Source organism: Bartonella sp. AA168HLJHH (assembly GCF_042197365.1).
Classification (GTDB): Bacteria; Pseudomonadota; Alphaproteobacteria; order Rhizobiales; family Rhizobiaceae; genus Bartonella.
In genome coordinates this window covers 31,780-49,439 of record NZ_JBHIRS010000011.1, presented here as the reverse complement: position 1 = coordinate 49,439, position 17,660 = coordinate 31,780, and the positions used below count along the sequence as shown (strand labels likewise).

Genomic DNA, 17,660 nt, shown 5'->3' with positions numbered 1-17,660 from the left:
AAGGCATTTAAAAAGACAACAGATAGGCTTGGGATTGTTTATACGCCCGTTGAGGTTGTTGATTTTATCATTCATTCTGTTGATGATGTGTTGCGTAATGAGTTTGGAAAAAGCTTGGGGTCACGGGGTGTTTCTATTCTCGACCCTTTCACGGGAACAGGGACCTTTATCACACGGCTTTTACAATCAGATCTCATCAAACCAGAGGATATGGAATATAAGTTCCGTCATGATATCCACGCCAATGAGATTGTTTTACTTGCCTATTACATAGCAGCGATTGATATTGAATCGACTTATCATAGTTTGAAGAAAGGAGAGTATATCCCTTTCAAGCATATTGGCTTAACCGATACGTTTCGGATGATTGAAAAACAAGATTTAATGAAAGGTATACTTAAAGAAAACAGTGAATATTTAGAACATCAAAAGAAACTGGATATCAAAGTTATCTTTGGTAATCCTCCTTATTCTTTTGGACAAAAGAGTGCTAATGATAATAATCCGAATACATCTTACCCCATATTAGATGAATGTATCCGTGAAAAATATATATTGAAATCAACAAAAATTATAAATCGGAACAAACTTTATGATAGTTATATTCGTGCCATTCGTTGGGCTAGTGACCGTATTGATAATGCTGGGGTAATCGGCTTTGTTTCTGGTTCTGGTTATGTAGAAAAGCCAACAATGGATAGTTTACGAAAATCTTTAGCAAAAGAATTTACAAGTATTTATGTACTTAATTTACGGGGGATATACGTAAAAATATGATGAATAAAAATAACGCTCAAGAAGGAGAAAATGTTTTTGGCAATGGAAGTATGACCGGCATTGCTGTGACACTATTTATCAAAAATCCCAATGTTTCTGAAGATTGTAAGATTTACTATCATGATATTGGAGATAATCTTTCCACCGCAAAAAACTTGAGATGCTTCAATAATTTGGTAGTGTTGATGGCATCACAAATAAATCGAGTTGGAAAATAATTACACCGGATGAACATGGTGACTGGATTCATCAACGTGATAACAATTTCAAAACATTTTTAGCTATAGGCGATAAGAAGGGATGTAATTTCAAACTATTTGAAACATTTTCTCTTGGGGTTGTAACTAATCGTGATGCTTGGACGTATAACTCAAGCCATGAAACTTTAAAGAAAAACATGAGTAATATGATTGCCTTCTATAACAGTGAAGTGGAACGTTTTAATGATATCTATCCGCATGCTAGTCGCAAGATACGTACAAAGGCTGTAAATAATTTCGTTGATACAGATGAGAGGAAGATAAGTTGGAGCTATAATGTTAAACAAGAGTTAGTAAGAGGAAAAATCTTTGAATTTGAAAATAGATGCATCACGCAAAGTCTTTATCGTCCTTTTACGAAACAATGGCTATACTGCAACCGTACTTTTAATGAGAGAGTCTATCAAATGCCGCGGATATTCCCTATGGGGAAGGTGGTTGAAAATATGGTAATACAAATTACAGGTACGAGAACTCAATCGGGTTTTTCTGTACTTATGTCTAAAAATTTACCTAATCTTGATGTAGTGGATAAAGGTCAATGCTTTCCACGCTATATTTATGAAGATGCTGAATCCTTGAAAAACAATAAAGAGAAACAATCCCATTTATTTACACAAAAAAGCACAACAGCTGGTTTACAGAAGCATGATGCCATTACGGATGAAGGATTAGCACATTTTAAAGAGGCTTATCCAAATGAAAAAATTACTAAGGATGATCTATTCTATTACGTTTACGGTTTACTCTATTCGGAAGATTACCGTGCTCGTTATGCTGATAACCTCTCTAAAGAATTGCCTCGTATCCCGTGTGTAAAGAGTGCTGATGATTTTTGGAAGTTTGTAACAGCAGGACGTGAACTGGGTCATTTGCACGTAAACTATGAAACTGTAGAACCTTATCCCGTGACCTTTAAAAAAGGCAATCCAAAACAGACTGATATCTCTAATCCAGAAAAGTTTTATTATGTGACTGAAATGAAATTCGCAAAAGCAGGTAAAGAGAAAGATAAATCGATTGTTTTTTATAATAGCAATATCACAATAACAAATATCCCTCTTGACGCTTATGCGTATATCGTTAATGGTAAACCCGCTCTTGAATGGGTTATGGGGCGTCAATGTGTAAAGACTGATAAAAAGAGTGGCATTGTTAATGATGCCAATCGCTATGCTGTTGAAACCGTTGGCAACCCTGCCTACCCTCTAGAATTGTTTCAAAGGGTTATTACGGTAAGTTTAGAAACAATGAAAATCGTAAAAAAACTACCAAAATTAGAAATTAAAGAAACTGAATAACTTATAAAGCATGCTCACATAATGGGTATGATAAACTCATAAGGGGTATAGAACATAGCGATTAATCTATACCTCTCTTGTTAAGTTGATTACCTACCATCTTAAAAGGAGTGTTTATATGCGTTATTCTAAAAAGAAATCCCATCTTAAAGTGAATAGGCTTCTTTTGAATTGCCTTTAAAAGATTATATCGTAATCTAAAATGAGTGCTTTATGCTTTTCAAAAGCTTTGTTTAAAGAGAGTTATGTATATTCATTTTCTTATATTACTTATAGGTTTTGAAGGTGTAAAAACCGTCAAAACCCCCTCAAAACGTATATTATTAGTTGAATTTATAGGTTGTATTATCAATATAGATTGTTTTTTTAAGATCTGTAAAATATTAACCTATTGAAATATATTGATTTTAATTTTCTTTTATTAAAAAAATAATATAGGCTCTAAAAAGAACTGACAACACTGACACGGTCTATTAAAAGGGATTTTTCTAATCTTTATAATGATCAATCTCTTTTTAGATGTTTTCATAACAAGCAATAAATCGCAATTATTCTATTTATCAACTAGTTGTATAACATCATCTAAGGTATAAGTTTTCATGAATCTTCCCCTGCATACTCTTTAATTCTTTTGCAGAGAAATTCATAAAAATTACTTGCGTAATATTCGGAATCTTCAGATGTATACTTGAGATAGAGTGGGCATTCACCATCCCGAAACTGCGTATAATCAAAATAAAAGGTTTCACCAAAATCAGTTGTGCAGATAACAAGTTGTTTGGGGTCCGTAAAGCCATCTCTTCTATCGAGCAAATTTCGGTAAACAATATCACCAGCAGGAATACCTGCGCAGATTTCATAAATACTGAATATCTCTTCACCACCAATTTCTCCTCCTCCATAATTTTTTAAAAAATTCTTATAGGAAGAGGTAAATTGTAAACCAAGAGTGTTCTCAGCTGTTTTAATCCGTACATCATCAGGGGCATTATCTTGAGTACCAAAATTAATAACATGACTATGCATATCAACATATTGTGCAACATCTGATAAAGTATAACTTTTCATAAATTTTTCTCCATAAGTCACAGCGTGTTTTTACTCATAATGAGTGCTCCTAATGATCAATCTTTTTCTACTATAGCCAATGGAATTGAGATGAGATTGATAAAATCATAAGAGATATGTTCTTGACGGAGCTCTTTTCTCATCTGTCTCTGTACAATCATCTCGCATTTACAATATATGATGGAATTAAAGGAGGTGATCATTAAAGTTTAGAGAGCGCCTTTTAGGGATATTATTTCAATATTTGCAATAATTACTCTTTCTTTTTTCCTACTTAGGAATTTTTTTTGAAATCCAACAAATAACTTTTCTGATAAAATTTGTCTTTGGATTCATAGGAGCAACCAAACTCCTGCCTTGATAAAATGAGTAGAGAACCTCAACGAGAGGACTATCTTGTTCTTGTGTCACAGGATGTAACATAATAGGTCTAAAATCGACTCCAATAGGTGCTCTTCCTGATACCATTCTTTCCACATTTGTACCCGTTACTATCTGTCCTTCTTCTTTCCAAGAAGAAACTGTTTCGGGCTCAAACAGTTCATCTTCCTGATAAACTTTTTGACTTTTAAATTCCACCGGCTCAGCTGCCCCCATACTTTTTTTCTTTATCCATTTCATGATTCATAATCCCCTCGATTTTTTCAAAATAATCAATTTATTCTTTGTTCTAAATAGACTTAAATAAACTCTCCTTCCAAGAGCAAGGTTATTCCTCGCTAGAAAGCTCTGAGTGATCATCAAAATCTTTTGCTACCCGTTCAATCAAAGCGTAGCTCACTTGCTTCACCTTTGCTACTTCTTTGGCTAAAGCTAATGCACGTTCAAGGTGGGTTTTGTTGATGCTCTCGTCAAAGCCTAGGTGATCACCTGCCGTAAAGCTTTTCTGATAAGATTGTAAAGTCTCAACATCACCCAATAAAGCAAGAGCGCCAAGATGAAGTAAAGCATAATCCGTATCGTTTGCTTTAGACGTGGCGCCTTTTTCCCAAGGAGCAGCGCCATAATCAGAGCGAAGTCTTTTAGAAAGGTCAATCTCTTTGACTGACCATTCTAGCGCATCATCAAGCGCCTGTGTTAAACGATCCGTAGTGACTTCTGGTTCAAAGATTTCTAATCCCTTGGCTTCAAAATTAAGCTGTATATCTGGAATATCTTCCGTGTGGGTAGGATCAATGAATTTACAAGCGGTGGAAAGAATGCCCGTGCTAATCAAAAAGGCGCTATCAAATTGTGGGTAATCTTTGGCAATTTCGTCGTTATAAAGAATGTCTACTTCACGATCAGCCAATTGATAGCTTGCCATATGGTCATTCTCATTGATTTTCTCAGTTGACCAACCTAAGCTTTTCAAAAGTGCATGAGCACTTTCCATGGTGAGACGATCATCAGTGTCATCTGCTTCATCCACTTCCTCTGCCACTTCAACAGAAGTTGTTTTAGAAGAAACAGGTGCTGTTTGCGGATCCAAGCTCAAAATCGGTGCATTTTTCGGAAAACCTGCTCGATAACCCCGTGCAAGAGTGAGGAGATTATCAATTCTATATTTTGAGATTTCTTCCACAAAACCTAAAGGATTTCCTTTTCTAAAATTCTCCTTATAAGATTTGAGCTTTTCAACATCCCCAATCAAAACAAGCGCAATAAGGTGACGCGCTACAAGATCAAGTTCACTGTCTGGGGAAAAAGCCGCATAATCATAAATGATTTGATTGACATTTTGCCGATCTGCCCATTCAAGTATATCTGTACAAATCTCCTTTAGCTTGCCTCTATCCAATTCAGTACTAGAAACTGTATAAACTTCTTCTGCTTCTTTGAGGGCTATATATTGAGGCATATTATAGAAAATCTCTCTATGAGCAGTGGAAAAGCCAAGTGTTGAAAGGGAAGCCTTAAATGCAACAATTGGCTCTTCTTCAGCACTTTGAAGACTGTACATTATATTGATGATACGGTCTTTACTGATAAAATAGGTATTACGATCATAGTTTTTATCACGATAAACTGTCCAACCCATTTCTTTTAATTGCTCAGCAACCTTATTGAAAGTAATCAAAGCTTTCGGACCAAGATGTGCTTCTGCTGCTTCTCGCTCATTAAGGATTTTCAGATGTTCTTCAGCAAATTCAACGGCATGGTTAACATATTTTTCTACTTCATCATCATCCAAATGTTCAGAAATCGTACCAGCTTCTAAAAAATTTTTATAAGATTTCAGGATATCAATTCGACCTGTCAACGCTAAACAAGCCAAATGCCAGACTATATCTATATTGTAGCTATACTTTTGAACACGTGTTTTGCTTTCTATTGATGCTTGTAAATCTTGGGAGCGTGCCCACTGTATTATCCGCTCAGAGATTTTTGTTAACTCTTGCTCATTCAATTCCTCTACACAAATATCAATTTCCTTGCCAAAACCACTAAAAAAACCTCCTCCAATCGTGTTAAAAGACTTATAAATATCCGTAGGTCGTATCCAATTATATTCTCTCCTATAGTGAATATATTTGCAAGCTACAGAAATCTCTTCATTAGATATTTCAGCTTCAAGACGAACATTGTAATTATCATGAAGACGTATAAAGCCAAAATCAAATTGAATAAAACGGTCTGGCAAAGAGAGAAACATTCTCTCAGGTTCCATAGCAATCCATCCTCGCGTTTTGAGGATGCGACTTGCTGCGATGAGATTTATCGAGCGCTGTTTTGGCTTATTGCGCGTTAGAATATCGTCTAATTCCCCATTTTTATAGACCTGTGCAAAAAGAAGCAAGCGTTCATTCCACGTCATTATTTTATAATCAGAAAATTCTGATACGTTTATTTTGGGCGTAGACTCATAACTCCTTAAAGCTTCTATCTCGCCGAGAAGAGCCTTTGCAACAAGAGAATGATTAGCAGCTTCTTCATGTAATTTTTTTTCAATATCTTGTGCTTGCGCCCAAGTAATGACTTTGTTTAAAGCAGATTCAATATGACTTTCTGAAAGATCCGGTACCGTAACCCCGAAATCACCTATTTCTGGATAGAGTATATATCCATACCGTGACTTTTGCCCCCTAGAATATTCACAAGCAAGACTATAAGAAGCAGTTGTGAAACTAGCTAATAACCAAAATTTTTCACCATCCGTTTCATGTTTCACACCATAGCTCAAATCCACAATGCGATCCGGAAGATAATAATAGGCAAATGTATCGCCTACTTCATCACGATAGAGCTCACAGCCCAGACTTTTTAATATTTCTGCTGCATCTTTAGTTTGCATAATGTTTCACTCTTCTCCAACCGCCGGATAACAGCTAACTGTATAAGGAATTATTCTATTCCACTCTTTGTTTATTTGATTTTCACTCCAATTGTCTCTAAACTCTTTCAGAAGCTCTGCATCTCCTTCAAATTTTTTCAAATCTTCTTGGTATTTATTAAGCTGTTCCTTATTTTCGCCCAGATAGCGTTTCATAATTTTCCCAAAAGGTTTTGCATCTCCTGTTTTATACGCTATTTCAAAATCTTTTTGACATTCTGTTAATTGAAAATTACCAGTTTTTATATCAATAACTTTTAATACACCTTTCTCCACATAAATAATATCAGGGCGATGTATTTTTTTTAACGAAAAGTTCATAGATTATTCTCCATAAGTCGCAGTTTATTCACGCTAATACTGTTCTACCACTGTAAATAATAGTTGATCTTTCGTCTCCCAGCCAAGCGTTTTTAAAATCTCTGTCGCGTCTTTAGTTCGCATCGCTATTCACTTTCATTCAAAAAGTCCTGGATAATGAAAAACGTTAACGTCAGTTTTGTCTAACTTATTATTCAATTGTCCTTTAATCCATTCTTTACTAGCCTCGTTTAATTCTTTATCACTTCCTTTAAAATCTTTGAACGATTCTTGATATTTCTCTAAGAACTCTTTGTTCTCTTTAAAAAATTTTATAAATTTTCCTTTTGTGGACTCAGCATTTCCTTCTTTATATGCCTCTTTTAAAATCTTTTGTTGTTCACTTAATTTAGAATTCTTCCCCGTTTTTACCTCGCCAATTTTTATTTTACCATTCTCTATATAAACAATATCCGCACGAGATTTTACTACCCCCTTATCCGTCTTAGTTTTGAATACTATTTCTGTCTCGCATACTATACATCCTTCATCCTTTAATTCTTGTTTTTTCTCATCGCGTTTTTTATCATGATGCTTCCTGACTTGTTCAAGTATGTTACCCTTTCCATCATTATTGTTTTGTGGTTCTTTATTGTTTCCGTTTTTTTTCTTATTTTTACTTTCTTTCTGAGAATCTTTATTTTTTTCTTCTTGTGAGTTTTGATTTGTTTTTTCGCTATCTTCTGCAGAATTTTTCGATGCAAACCAATAGGTAAGGAAATCAGCTATAGCGGTTCTATTGTTAGGAGATTGAACAATAGTTGCTCCACCAGCCATAAAAAGAGACAGAGCTGCCAACTCTTGTGGCGTAAGCGACACAATGAACGCTACAGCAGCTGCTACCGCAGGAAGAAAATTATTTTCGGCAGCATTACCTGCGGCATCAGCGCCAGTATTGACATCACCACCAGCAAGGGCAGCAGCAAAGCCCCCCGCTATGCGCGCGATATCAATGGCATGATCATTAAAATCAGAAAACTGTGCTTCAATCTTTGCATTGATACGCGCTTGTTCTTCTGCCGTTGGAACACGACCATCCAATGCTGCTATTTCTTTTTGTATAAAATTTTTGGTCGACAGTTTAAACTGGAGCATAGCAGTGGCTTCACCCACAGCCCCCCCCCACAGCACCGGCCGTGCAAGCACCGCTCGCAACCGCGCCTTTTAAACAGCCAAGACCGGCGTGGGCAACGATCTGCGTGACCGTATCTATTTTGCCTTCTGCCTTGGCGGTACCGATTTCTTCCGCCAACGATTTGCCAACCGTATCAGACAGGGCGATGCGCAGATTGTTAAAAAAGTTCTTGTCAAGAGAGCCACCCTCAAGAGCCGTTTGAACGCCTGTGCCAATGGCGCCTTTGATCAAGTTCTTTTCCGCTTCACTGGCGATACGATCGACAAAAGGAGCGGTTTTTGGCAAAGATTGTCCAACACCTGCCATTTCCGTTATTTGGCTGGTTAAGCCCGCCGTTAACATCGATGAGACAATGCTGAGAACATTCTTTGAAGAGCCAAGCTCATGCAAGGCGCCGGCAATATTGCCGCGATTATTGACAAGAGCCACAGCGCTTTTGTTAATCAGCGCTTGGACACCAGCCTGTATCGCCGCATTCATGGCGGTGCTCGAGCCAAGCCCCAAAGCACCGGTAATGGCACTGGCAGCGCCCGAGGCTGCTCCACCCGTAACCGCCGTGACAACCAAGGCCACAAGAGCTGCACCGGCTTCTGTCAGCCCTTGGGCTTTATAATCCCAGTCTTTAAATTCAGCCTTAACTGCTTGCCAATCAACTTTCCTTACAAATCTTAATCAACCCAAAGTAATAAGCAGTGTGTCGTATGGAAAATTAAAAACAAAAACCGAATGAAGAAAATGCACTTGAGACTTGCATATGGCTTCACAGGTTTATTGCTGTAAAAGCTTCAAATGATGATATCTCTAATACTTTTCGCTTGTTCTCTTGTGGTAGCTTCCACATGCAAAAATATATGGACTATAATACCTCTTCTCAAGCTTATCAAACTGAACTCAAAGGTATTTCCTTATTGATTTTGAAAGAGTCCTTAAAACGCATTTTGCAGAGCAACGTAGAAAGCATGTCTAAAAAAATCATTCCAAGAGCAACAGATTTTTCTAAGTATTGTGAAGAGATTGAAAAAGACCTTCTTTCACGCACCAAAACTCTTCATGAACTAATGATAGGAGAGTTTAAAATAGATTTCTAAAAAGTAGCAAAATAGTGAAAAGTGCTGATTATTTTTGGATTGGATATGCATTTAAAGAGTGATTAAAAAGTTTTTTTAATGTACAATATATTTCTAGAAGCTAAAATAGCTCTATAGTATCAAATTTATAAAGTAAATAAATCCATTAATACAAATTAAGGATTTTAGGATACGCGAATTTCAAAATATTTGTTTTTTAAAACATGAGTAGCCAGCATCAGCGCAAAAAATGTTGCGGCAGTTATGATTCCCTTTCGTGTACTTTTGAAATAACAGAGCTTTTCTTTAATCTTTATGAAATGGTTGCCAGTGCGATGGGCTTTGTTGAAAGGTGGATTTGGGTATCAAAATGCAAGCAAGAGTTTGGGATTATGGAGCTCTGTGTTTAAAGCTATCATCAACTATAGATAAATCATAGACGAGGTTAACTAAAATATTAAAAGCAACTGGATGCAATAGAAGACATTGCTATTAAAAGAAAAGCAAATGCTAAAAAGACTAAAAGGTAGTTTGTGTTTTTATATCAGAAAATAATTTAAGAAATTGAGATCATAATTTTTTCACAGGAAATAAATATGTTTACAGATAAGAAGAGAAAAGCCTTGTTTGGCGTTATAATTTTTATATTTGTATGTTTTTTAGGAATAAGAAAAAATCTTGACTTTATTCAGGGTATTTTGACATTCGCGTCTATTTCTTTGGTGATCGTAACAACTGTTTTTGCAATTTTATGCAATTCTAATATCCCTTCTGAGTTGCAAAACAACCCACAATATAAATGCGGCAATACAACAGGTTGGAAGAGATTAACATGTGAATTACATCAGTATATGCACAGTCTCCTAAAGTTAATAATTTTAGCGCTTGTCGTTTTAATTTTCCCAAGTAGTTATAAAGAAACTGTTTCTTTGCCTGTCATTTCTAAGCACGTGGAACACAAGTTTTCTTTTTCATTGGATACCATACTTTGGTACTTAGATATTGCTCTTGGATATTCAAATATTATAATTTGGTACTTTTTTAGTCTGTGTGTTCTTTCTTATGTTGCGTACACGCAGTTTAATAAATATATCTATTTACACGCTACAGTACTCTATTAAACAGATGCAGTAAAACTTACGATTTCATGCTTTAATTTTTCTTTTATATGACCTTCATTATACATACCATTATCATTTTTACTTGTTTTAATAGCAAATTTATGTTGAAAAGTTTCAGTATTAAAGATTATATCAAAATTATTATGTGTCTTTCCAACAAAACTTATGTTTTTAAATGCTGGATTTAATTTATATTTTTTAAAAAGATTCAAAAAATAATTCTTTAAATTATTTTTTTCTTTAAATTTGATACCCAAGTCAAGTTCCATTTCAGAATAATCATCCGTGGGAAATTCACCCAACAAAAGTTTAGCCATCTTTAGCAAGTTGTCTTCTGATTGCACTGCAAAAAAATCTAATTGTTTTGGTTGTGTATATTTCAGTTTTATTTCTTTAATTAAAAGCAATTTTTTTCGAACTCTTCCTTACCAACAATATCAGGTGAGATATCAATCGTTTTCGGGGGAAAAGATTTTTTGTAGTGTAGCTGCAAGAATTTGTTTAACTCTTTATTTGAAGAAAAAAGAGTAAACTCTATAGGAATCAAAATTCCAAAATATTGCTTATTCTGTTCAACATATTTTCTAGGATGTGGGTTAGGAATATTCTGAAAGTCATTTTCAGAATCAATCACTTCGGGATTATAAGGACTATTTTCTCCCGTTAACACATAAATCCAATAGCAGATCTTCGAGTTCACAGAAAACTTTTCGATTATTAAGGTAGCACATTGATTATCACGGTTAAAATCGTATCTCCCTTCCTCTAAAAATTTATCAGCATCATTGATATTAACTAATTCTGAGGCTGGATCTATTTTATATTTATAAGAAAGGAAGTTAATGGTATTCATAAAGTTAACATAATTACAATGTCTATGTCTTATCGGGTGGTAGATGTTGCCTAAGTTATCTTAGTGACTATGGGAGTGTAGTGTATCCAAATATACTGCGTCGTTTAGAATCGTTTGGCTGAAAATTGAGGCTATAAAATTTTAATTGCAAAAGCAATACGAACTTTAGAGAACTCTGCAGTGAGAGCTACTTAGATTTTTAAAATATGGGCTCCCCCTTCCCTGCTTTTAAGTGGAGGAGAAATCAGTGCATTGAACGAAGCATGGCATCACGTAAAATGGCGTTAATCCGCGTTTGATATCCTTTCCCTTGACTTTTAAAGTCACGCTAGTACGTCTGAATCCACACGCACAGTTGTGACAGTTTTCATGGGTTTACAGAATGGATTGAAAACGGCGTCTTTCCAGAACTCATCATTGAGTGACAGAATATCTCTATGATCAATTGCTCTATCCGACATTACAGCCAATTTATCAATTTCAACTATCTGTTCATCTGTCAAAGCCGATAAGTTACCTACCTCGATTTTATAACGAACTTTCTTCTTTATAACGTTTCTTTTCTTTCGAGTTGGCTCTCTGTGCTGAAATAATACGGATTACCTCTATGCCATCTTTATCGTCATGGACAGTATGCACTACGAATAGTAATAAAAAAAACTCCACAAGCACTAAAGCTTGCTAACCATACTCTCCATTTTCAACACGGTCTTGTTTAGCCATGGAGAATAGATCAGAAAAAACATATGCAGCTATTTCAAAACTTTACACGGTGCTTTCTAAGATTACTTTTTGTTTTAGCTTCATTCCATTCAAATCTCATTTTTATACCTTATATTAATACATTTATAAGGGTATTATATACATCAAGAGTTTTAGATGAACACTTAATTATCCATGTTTTTGTACAATTAATATAATTTAATAATTTAAAAATTAGTGATTAATTAACTAAAAATATTAAAAAAATAATAAATTATTCTAAGGCTTTATGCATATAATATGCAAATCGAATAAAACTTACAAGCATGTTGAATAAAATGATATTAATTGGCTATTTGAGAGCTGCTCCTGAAAGAAAAAAGAATTTTGGTGCCGCAACATTCAATTTTCGTATGGCTACCTCTGAGAGCTATGCAGATAAAAATACCAATAAAAAAGTAGACAAAACAGAATAATATTCCGTAGTGCTTTTTAATCTACATACATTTGGAAAAACTTGTTCTTCAGTACAAAACTGCCCCTTTTTCCGAATGAATGAGAGGAACGGTTTTTTTAATGGTCAACGCTACAAAGGATGTAATCAGCACTTTCAAGAAACCACTAACAAAAAAAACTAATGAACTTATTAAAACTGTCAGCAAAGGGACCTGTGTCATATAAGCCACCCATGGTATTCCAAAAGAATAGACTATCCCAATGCCACCCACGGTATTTATCACAAATAATATTATAAAATTTAACCGGTGCCAAAATAATTCTACCATAAAGCCAATAAAAAATGCAGCAAATGGAAAACTAATCAGATAACCACTCGTAACTCCTGAAAAAACACTAATTCCACCACGACCACTAGGCAATAGAGGTAACCCAATCGCAATAAGAACAAGGAAAAGAAGTGATGCTAAAGCTCCCCTTTTCGCTCCAAGTATAGAGCCTGCTAACATCGGAGCCATAGACTGAGCTGTAATAGGGACACCCAGCAAAAAAGGAAGATAAATAGGAGGAAAAAGACTCAAAACAGCGTAAATAGCGGCAAATAAAGCAATATAAACTAAATCTTTTGTATTCACTGAATTATTCCTTCACTAGGGAAAAGCTTTCGTTATTGTTGTATAATTAATAAAAAGTATCAGATTTATAAAAGTACACTTTAAATGCTTTAGATATAGAGAAAAATACTATAATAATTTATTTTAATAACATCACTTATATGAATCATATTAGATTCTACAATGTTTAATTACATCATAAATTACTATATTTAAATTCGATAATAGTGATATATGAATATTATATAATAACAATATAACAAAATAATACATTTATTTTAGTTATTATGCTTTGAATGAATGAGAGGAACAGATCTTTTAATCGCGAGTGCAATAAAGGATGCAATCAACACTTTTAAACAATCGCCTATCAAAAAAACTGATGAAGCCATTAAAACCTTCAGTAAAGAAACTTTGGTCATATACGCTGTCCATGGAACACCAAAAGAATAAACTATCCCAATGCCACCAAAAGTATTTATTATAAATAATGTTATAAAATTTAACCGCTGCCAAAACAACTCTACCATTAAACCAATAAAAAATGCGGCAAATGGAAAACCTATTAAATAACCACTTGCAATTCCTGAAAAGACACTGATTCCACCACGACCACCAGGCAACAGAGGTAATCCAATCGCAACAAGAACAAGAAAAAGGAGTGACGCTAAAGCACCCCTTTTTGCCCCAAGAATAGACCCTGCTAGCATCGGTCCCATCGATTGAGCTGTAATAGGTACCCCTAGAAGAAAAGGAAGATAAATAGAAGGAAAAAGGCCCAAAATAGTATAAATAGCGGCGAATAAAGCAATATAAACTAAATCTTTTGTATTCATTTAATTCTTCTTTTTTTACTATAAAAACTCTGATTATTACGAGATGCTGTATCAATAGTATCAGCATCATAAGAACGCGCTTCCAATGCTTCAGCCACTTCTGACGCCATTCTTATAGTCCGTATAATTAAAGGTATCGCAAGAGCGACAATGTTAGTATTAAGTCCTCGTGCTTGCTGTGCTTCATGTACCTCATTAAACTTTTCACTCAAAAGAGGAATAAACCTGATCGCCATAGAGATAACCATACTCACTTTTGATGGATTTATACCAAAACAACGAAAGGGCTGGAGGCCTGCTTCAATTGCATCCACCATATCTGACACTTTTGTTGTGAATGAAATAACTGATGATAAAGAAAAGAGGATAACAAGACGTAATATGACCTCAACCCCCGTAAGCCAACCGCTAAAAATAGTTTGAAATACAAATAGAAGAACTAAAAGCAATCCCATCGATTTAAATTGCTTTATCACAGTTTTGAAAGGGATCTTGGCGACTCTATAGAATAAGATGACAAACAACAAAAATAAACCAAGAAGCGCTATGGAAGAAACCATTATTATAAAAGTTCCACAGGCCGTAAGAAATAATAACTTAACTCCAGGACTTAACCTATGAATAAATGTATCCCTCGGAATATATAAACCGATCATGACATTCTTCTTATATACTCCTTTATAGCAACAAAAGGTACTTCATCAATTGCTATCTCCCCCTTATCAAAAACCAGCACTCTATCAAACTTTTTCAAAAACTCTAAATCATGCGATACAACTATTGCCGTTTGTGGTAATTCTTCTATCACTTGCGTAACGCGATGCTTATTTCGCAAATCAAGTAATGTCGTCGGCTCATCAAAAATAATGTAGTCTGGTTTCATTGCAACTACACTAGAAATAGCAACGAGTTGTTTTTGCCCACCACTTAATAAATGGACAGCGTGATTTCTGAAATCTTGAAGTTCATAGCGCTGTAAAATTTCATCTACACGCTCCTTAATTTCATCTTTATTAAGCTTTAAATTTTTGAGACCAAAGGATAAGTCCTCTTCAACTAATGGTAAAACAATCTGATTATCGGGATTCTGAAAAACAAATCCAACTTTACGCTTTACTGCTTTTGCATCGCGCTTGGTATCAAGCCCATCAACGCTTACAAAACCGTGAGATGGTAATTGGAGTCCATTAATAAGACGAACAAATGTACTTTTTCCAGAACCATTCGCACCTATAACAGCAATTCGTTTTTCGGTAAGCTGTACAGTAATATTTCTTAAAACACACAAATCACCAAAAACTTGTGTTACCTCATCAAATTTTATAGTCCCCAAGATTTATTCCAATCAATCCCTTTTATTAGCTCTTCTTTCTCTATCGTTTCAGTTTATAACCTAAAAGTAATAACAAGCACCATAGAGGAATAATAATGACTGCCAAACTCATATCAGGCATCTGTACAGGAATATATGCTTCAAGAAAAGGCAAGCTTATTCCTATCATATCAAAAAGTCGAGTCATCAATCCATTTTTCCCCAAACCACTGACAAACATAATGCAAAATAATAAAACAAGAAAGCAGAGGCAAAGATAGTTAGCGTAAGGATATAAACCAAACGCATAAATAAAATCGCCCTTTCTGTTCTTATGGGCATTGCGAAATTTCAAATGAACAATAACAATAATAGCCCAAGTAATCACTGCTGCTGCAGTTGCAAGAGCCATGATCCGCATGAAACTATTATCAGGAATAAGAGCATTAACAACGACAATCAACGCCGTACATAATGATGAAAAAAGGATAGCAATATAAGGAACACGAGCAGCACTCAGTTTACTAAAAATATGTGGTGCATTTTTTTGTACAGCTAAACTATAAAGCATACGGCCATTAGAATAAATGCCACTATTGTAAACAGAAATAGCAGCCATAATCACCACAAAATTCAAAATATGACCAGCAGCAGGAATTCCTATAGTCTCGAAAATTGTGACAAAAGGACTACCATTTTTTCCAATCATATTCCAAGGGCTGATTATCATAATAATGCTGATAGAACCAATATAAAAAATTATAATCCTCCACATAACTTGACGAATAGCCGCTGGAATTGTTTTTTGTGGATTAGATGCCTCTCCAGCAGCAATACCAATAAGCTCCGTTCCTCCAAAAGAAAACATTACTACAGAAGTTGCTAAAACAACCCCTACTGCTCCATAAGGGAAAAACCCGCCATGGTCCCAAAGATAATGAATATTCGCTTGATTTTCCCCTAGTCCAGTGACAATGAGAAAAATTCCAAAAATAATCATACCAATAACAGCAGCCACTTTGATCAAAGCGCAAGCAAATTCAAATTCTCCATAAAAACGAACATTAAACAAATTAACAAATGTAACAAATAAAAGAACAATGAAAGATGTCTTCCAATGATCAATCAAAATCCAATGATCAAGGTAAAACCCTATCACTGTAAGTTCAGCCATGCTCACAAGAATATAAAGAAACCAATAATTCCAACCTGTTATGAAACCAGCTAATCTCCCCCAATATTTATAAGCAAAAAAACTAAATGCTCCTGAAGACGGTTCTTCTACTGACATTTCACCAAGCATTCGCATAATGAAATACATAATAAGCCCGCCGACAAGATAAGATAAAATAACTGAGGGACCAGCTAATTGAATTGCCTCGGTTGACCCATAAAAAAGTCCTGTCCCAATAACGCCACCCAAAGCAATCATTTGAATATGGCGATTTTGAAGGCTACGCTTCAATTCCTCGTGCTTTTTTTCAGACATCATGCCTCACTACTTTTGTTGAACTTAACCTCAACTTTTATTGAAAAATTAGGCACCTCTTTTAAAAAACACAAAACAAACGTAAACTTATTTTCTTATCATAATGCAACTCCTTATTTTTTTGTGCATTATACGTATGTCCGGTTGAAGTTTTAAGAAAAAATATGCTCCACCCTTTATTTAAATTAATGTCCTTCATTTTCGTTACACTAACCATTATAGCATTGGTCATTGATAACGCACACTCTGTAATCACATCACATTGGACAACAACCCCCTTTAATAAAATTTTAACAAGCCTTCTGCAAACAGATATCTATCACCTTAATCAATCTCTATGCAAGGTAATGCCTGATTTTCTGTCCTCAATTTGCATTACTCTCACTTATTTACCCGCATGGTCTATCTTTGGTGCTTTAGCAATAGTATTTTGTATCTTAAATTACGAAAAACAAAAGCCTTTTCACAAAATATCATATACATATAATGAAGAGTACATTTGATCTTGAAAAAAACTTCTAGAGCTCTCTGTACTATAACATAATCGATGTCGCTTACCCCCCCCCACTCTATTAAAACAACTGAAGATCACTTGATCATCAGAAAAAATTAAAACGCTTCATTATAAATATAGGTGCTCACTTATGATTTCTATAGATAACGATAACATCACTTTATTTGTATCAATTTAAAAAAATTAGCGAATAAATCTACCTCCCATCTATAAGAAAACTCTGTACAGAAAAAACTTAAAATATTGCAGTTCATATATTTTTCTATAGCTGCTTCTTTAATACTCTACAAAAACTTTTCTTAATTTTCGTACTAGAAACCCCATATAAAAAAACGTCTTCTAATATCAGCTCTCCTTATAAGATTGGAACTTATTAAAATTAATGAAGAAGCTTATAAAAATTATTCTACAAGTCTAACAAAATGCGTGAAATAAAGACTCATCTGTAAATAATTGCAATTGTGATAAAAAATATTTCGCAC

At 34.8% G+C, this 17,660-nt stretch carries 12 protein-coding genes and 5 pseudogenes; 4 read left to right on the top strand and 13 right to left on the bottom strand.

The genetic code is table 11. The annotated features are described in order from the left end of the window. A pseudogene (locus tag ACFINM_RS07310) lies at positions 1 to 2,338 on the top strand (type ISP restriction/modification enzyme); the annotation flags it as partial. Positions 2,339 to 2,935: 597 nt separating this feature from the next. On the opposite strand, the gene ACFINM_RS07305 reads toward ACFINM_RS07310, so the two are convergent. The 5 genes and pseudogenes from ACFINM_RS07305 to ACFINM_RS07285 all read right to left on the bottom strand — a co-directional run. Beyond that, positions 2,936 to 3,406, bottom strand: a complete 471-nt coding sequence (locus ACFINM_RS07305) for an SMI1/KNR4 family protein (RefSeq protein WP_375621053.1) — start codon at positions 3,404 to 3,406, stop codon at positions 2,936 to 2,938. 270 nt (positions 3,407 to 3,676) lie between these two features. Next, positions 3,677 to 4,027 carry an HNH/ENDO VII family nuclease gene (locus ACFINM_RS07300; RefSeq protein WP_375618707.1) on the bottom strand — a complete coding sequence of 117 codons (351 nt, stop codon included), beginning with the start codon at positions 4,025 to 4,027 and terminating at the stop codon, positions 3,677 to 3,679. Positions 4,028 to 4,115: 88 nt separating this feature from the next. Further along, positions 4,116 to 6,680 carry a DUF6990 domain-containing protein gene (locus tag ACFINM_RS07295; RefSeq protein ID WP_375640988.1) on the bottom strand — a complete coding sequence of 855 codons (2,565 nt, stop codon included), beginning with the start codon at positions 6,678 to 6,680 and terminating at the stop codon, positions 4,116 to 4,118. 6 nt (positions 6,681 to 6,686) lie between these two features. Further along, positions 6,687 to 7,040 (bottom strand): hypothetical protein, encoded by a 354-nt coding sequence (locus ACFINM_RS07290; protein WP_183194745.1) that lies wholly within the window; start codon positions 7,038 to 7,040, stop codon positions 6,687 to 6,689. Positions 7,041 to 7,175: 135 nt separating this feature from the next. Continuing rightward, a pseudogene (locus ACFINM_RS07285) lies at positions 7,176 to 8,874 on the bottom strand (DUF637 domain-containing protein); the annotation flags it as partial. 179 nt (positions 8,875 to 9,053) lie between these two features. Between ACFINM_RS07285 and ACFINM_RS07280 the strand changes: the two are divergent. Both ACFINM_RS07280 and ACFINM_RS07275 read left to right on the top strand, forming a co-directional pair. Next, entirely contained in the window at positions 9,054 to 9,302 is a 249-nt protein-coding gene (locus ACFINM_RS07280; protein ID WP_273790439.1) for a hypothetical protein, read from the top strand. A 575-nt stretch (positions 9,303 to 9,877) separates the two neighbouring features. After that, positions 9,878 to 10,415, top strand: a pseudogene (locus tag ACFINM_RS07275) (hypothetical protein). Here ACFINM_RS07275 and ACFINM_RS07270 read toward each other — a convergent pair. From ACFINM_RS07270 to ACFINM_RS07260, 3 genes and pseudogenes are all read right to left on the bottom strand, one after another. Continuing rightward, positions 10,399 to 10,809, bottom strand: coding sequence for a hypothetical protein (locus ACFINM_RS07270; protein WP_375640987.1), 411 nt, complete (start codon positions 10,807 to 10,809; stop codon positions 10,399 to 10,401). The pseudogene ACFINM_RS07275 and the gene ACFINM_RS07270 sit on opposite strands and share 17 nt — an antisense overlap. Beyond that, on the bottom strand, positions 10,800 to 11,255 hold the full coding sequence (locus tag ACFINM_RS07265; RefSeq protein ID WP_375640986.1) for a hypothetical protein: 456 nt from the start codon (positions 11,253 to 11,255) through the stop codon (positions 10,800 to 10,802). Before ACFINM_RS07265 ends, ACFINM_RS07270 begins: the two co-directional genes overlap by 10 nt. A 244-nt stretch (positions 11,256 to 11,499) precedes the next feature. After that, positions 11,500 to 11,550, bottom strand: a pseudogene (locus tag ACFINM_RS07260) (hypothetical protein); the annotation flags it as partial. Between the two features lie 733 nt (positions 11,551 to 12,283). Here ACFINM_RS07260 and ACFINM_RS07255 point away from each other — a divergent pair. Continuing rightward, positions 12,284 to 12,430: pseudogene (locus tag ACFINM_RS07255) on the top strand (single-stranded DNA-binding protein); the annotation flags it as partial. Between the two features lie 51 nt (positions 12,431 to 12,481). On the opposite strand, the gene ACFINM_RS07250 reads toward ACFINM_RS07255, so the two are convergent. The 5 genes from ACFINM_RS07250 to ACFINM_RS07230 all read right to left on the bottom strand — a co-directional run bounded on the left by ACFINM_RS07250 (position 12,482) and on the right by ACFINM_RS07230 (position 16,664). Next, positions 12,482 to 13,048, bottom strand: coding sequence for a biotin transporter BioY (locus ACFINM_RS07250; protein WP_375640985.1), 567 nt, complete (start codon positions 13,046 to 13,048; stop codon positions 12,482 to 12,484). Positions 13,049 to 13,305: 257 nt separating this feature from the next. Beyond that, complete coding sequence (locus ACFINM_RS07245) at positions 13,306 to 13,863, bottom strand: biotin transporter BioY (RefSeq protein WP_375640984.1); 558 nt, start codon at positions 13,861 to 13,863, stop codon at positions 13,306 to 13,308. Next, positions 13,860 to 14,519, bottom strand: coding sequence for an energy-coupling factor transporter transmembrane component T family protein (locus tag ACFINM_RS07240; RefSeq protein ID WP_375621060.1), 660 nt, complete (start codon positions 14,517 to 14,519; stop codon positions 13,860 to 13,862). The genes ACFINM_RS07245 and ACFINM_RS07240 overlap by 4 nt, the downstream gene beginning before the upstream one ends. After that, the gene (locus ACFINM_RS07235; RefSeq protein ID WP_375640983.1) at positions 14,516 to 15,196 is read right to left on the bottom strand and encodes an energy-coupling factor ABC transporter ATP-binding protein; all 681 of its coding nucleotides are present in this window, start codon (positions 15,194 to 15,196) and stop codon (positions 14,516 to 14,518) included. The genes ACFINM_RS07240 and ACFINM_RS07235 overlap by 4 nt, the downstream gene beginning before the upstream one ends. Positions 15,197 to 15,236: 40 nt before the next feature. Next, on the bottom strand, positions 15,237 to 16,664 hold the full coding sequence (locus ACFINM_RS07230; protein ID WP_375640982.1) for an amino acid permease: 1,428 nt from the start codon (positions 16,662 to 16,664) through the stop codon (positions 15,237 to 15,239). Between the last annotated feature and the right edge of the window lie 996 nt (positions 16,665 to 17,660).

Bases quoted from the DNA above. Each gene is read 5' to 3' on its own strand.
- ACFINM_RS07230 (WP_375640982.1), bottom strand. From the start codon at position 16,664: ATGTCTGAAAAAAAGCACGAGGAATTGAAGCGTAGCCTTCAAAATCGC.
- ACFINM_RS07290 (WP_183194745.1), bottom strand. From the start codon at position 7,040: ATGAACTTTTCGTTAAAAAAAATACATCGCCCTGATATTATTTATGTG.
- ACFINM_RS07295 (WP_375640988.1), bottom strand. From the start codon at position 6,680: ATGCAAACTAAAGATGCAGCAGAAATATTAAAAAGTCTGGGCTGTGAG.
- ACFINM_RS07305 (WP_375621053.1), bottom strand. From the start codon at position 3,406: ATGAAAAGTTATACTTTATCAGATGTTGCACAATATGTTGATATGCAT.
- ACFINM_RS07245 (WP_375640984.1), bottom strand. From the start codon at position 13,863: ATGAATACAAAAGATTTAGTTTATATTGCTTTATTCGCCGCTATTTAT.
- ACFINM_RS07300 (WP_375618707.1), bottom strand. From the start codon at position 4,027: ATGAAATGGATAAAGAAAAAAAGTATGGGGGCAGCTGAGCCGGTGGAA.
- ACFINM_RS07280 (WP_273790439.1), top strand. From the start codon at position 9,054: ATGCAAAAATATATGGACTATAATACCTCTTCTCAAGCTTATCAAACT.
- ACFINM_RS07265 (WP_375640986.1), bottom strand. From the start codon at position 11,255: ATGAATACCATTAACTTCCTTTCTTATAAATATAAAATAGATCCAGCC.
- ACFINM_RS07240 (WP_375621060.1), bottom strand. From the start codon at position 14,519: ATGATCGGTTTATATATTCCGAGGGATACATTTATTCATAGGTTAAGT.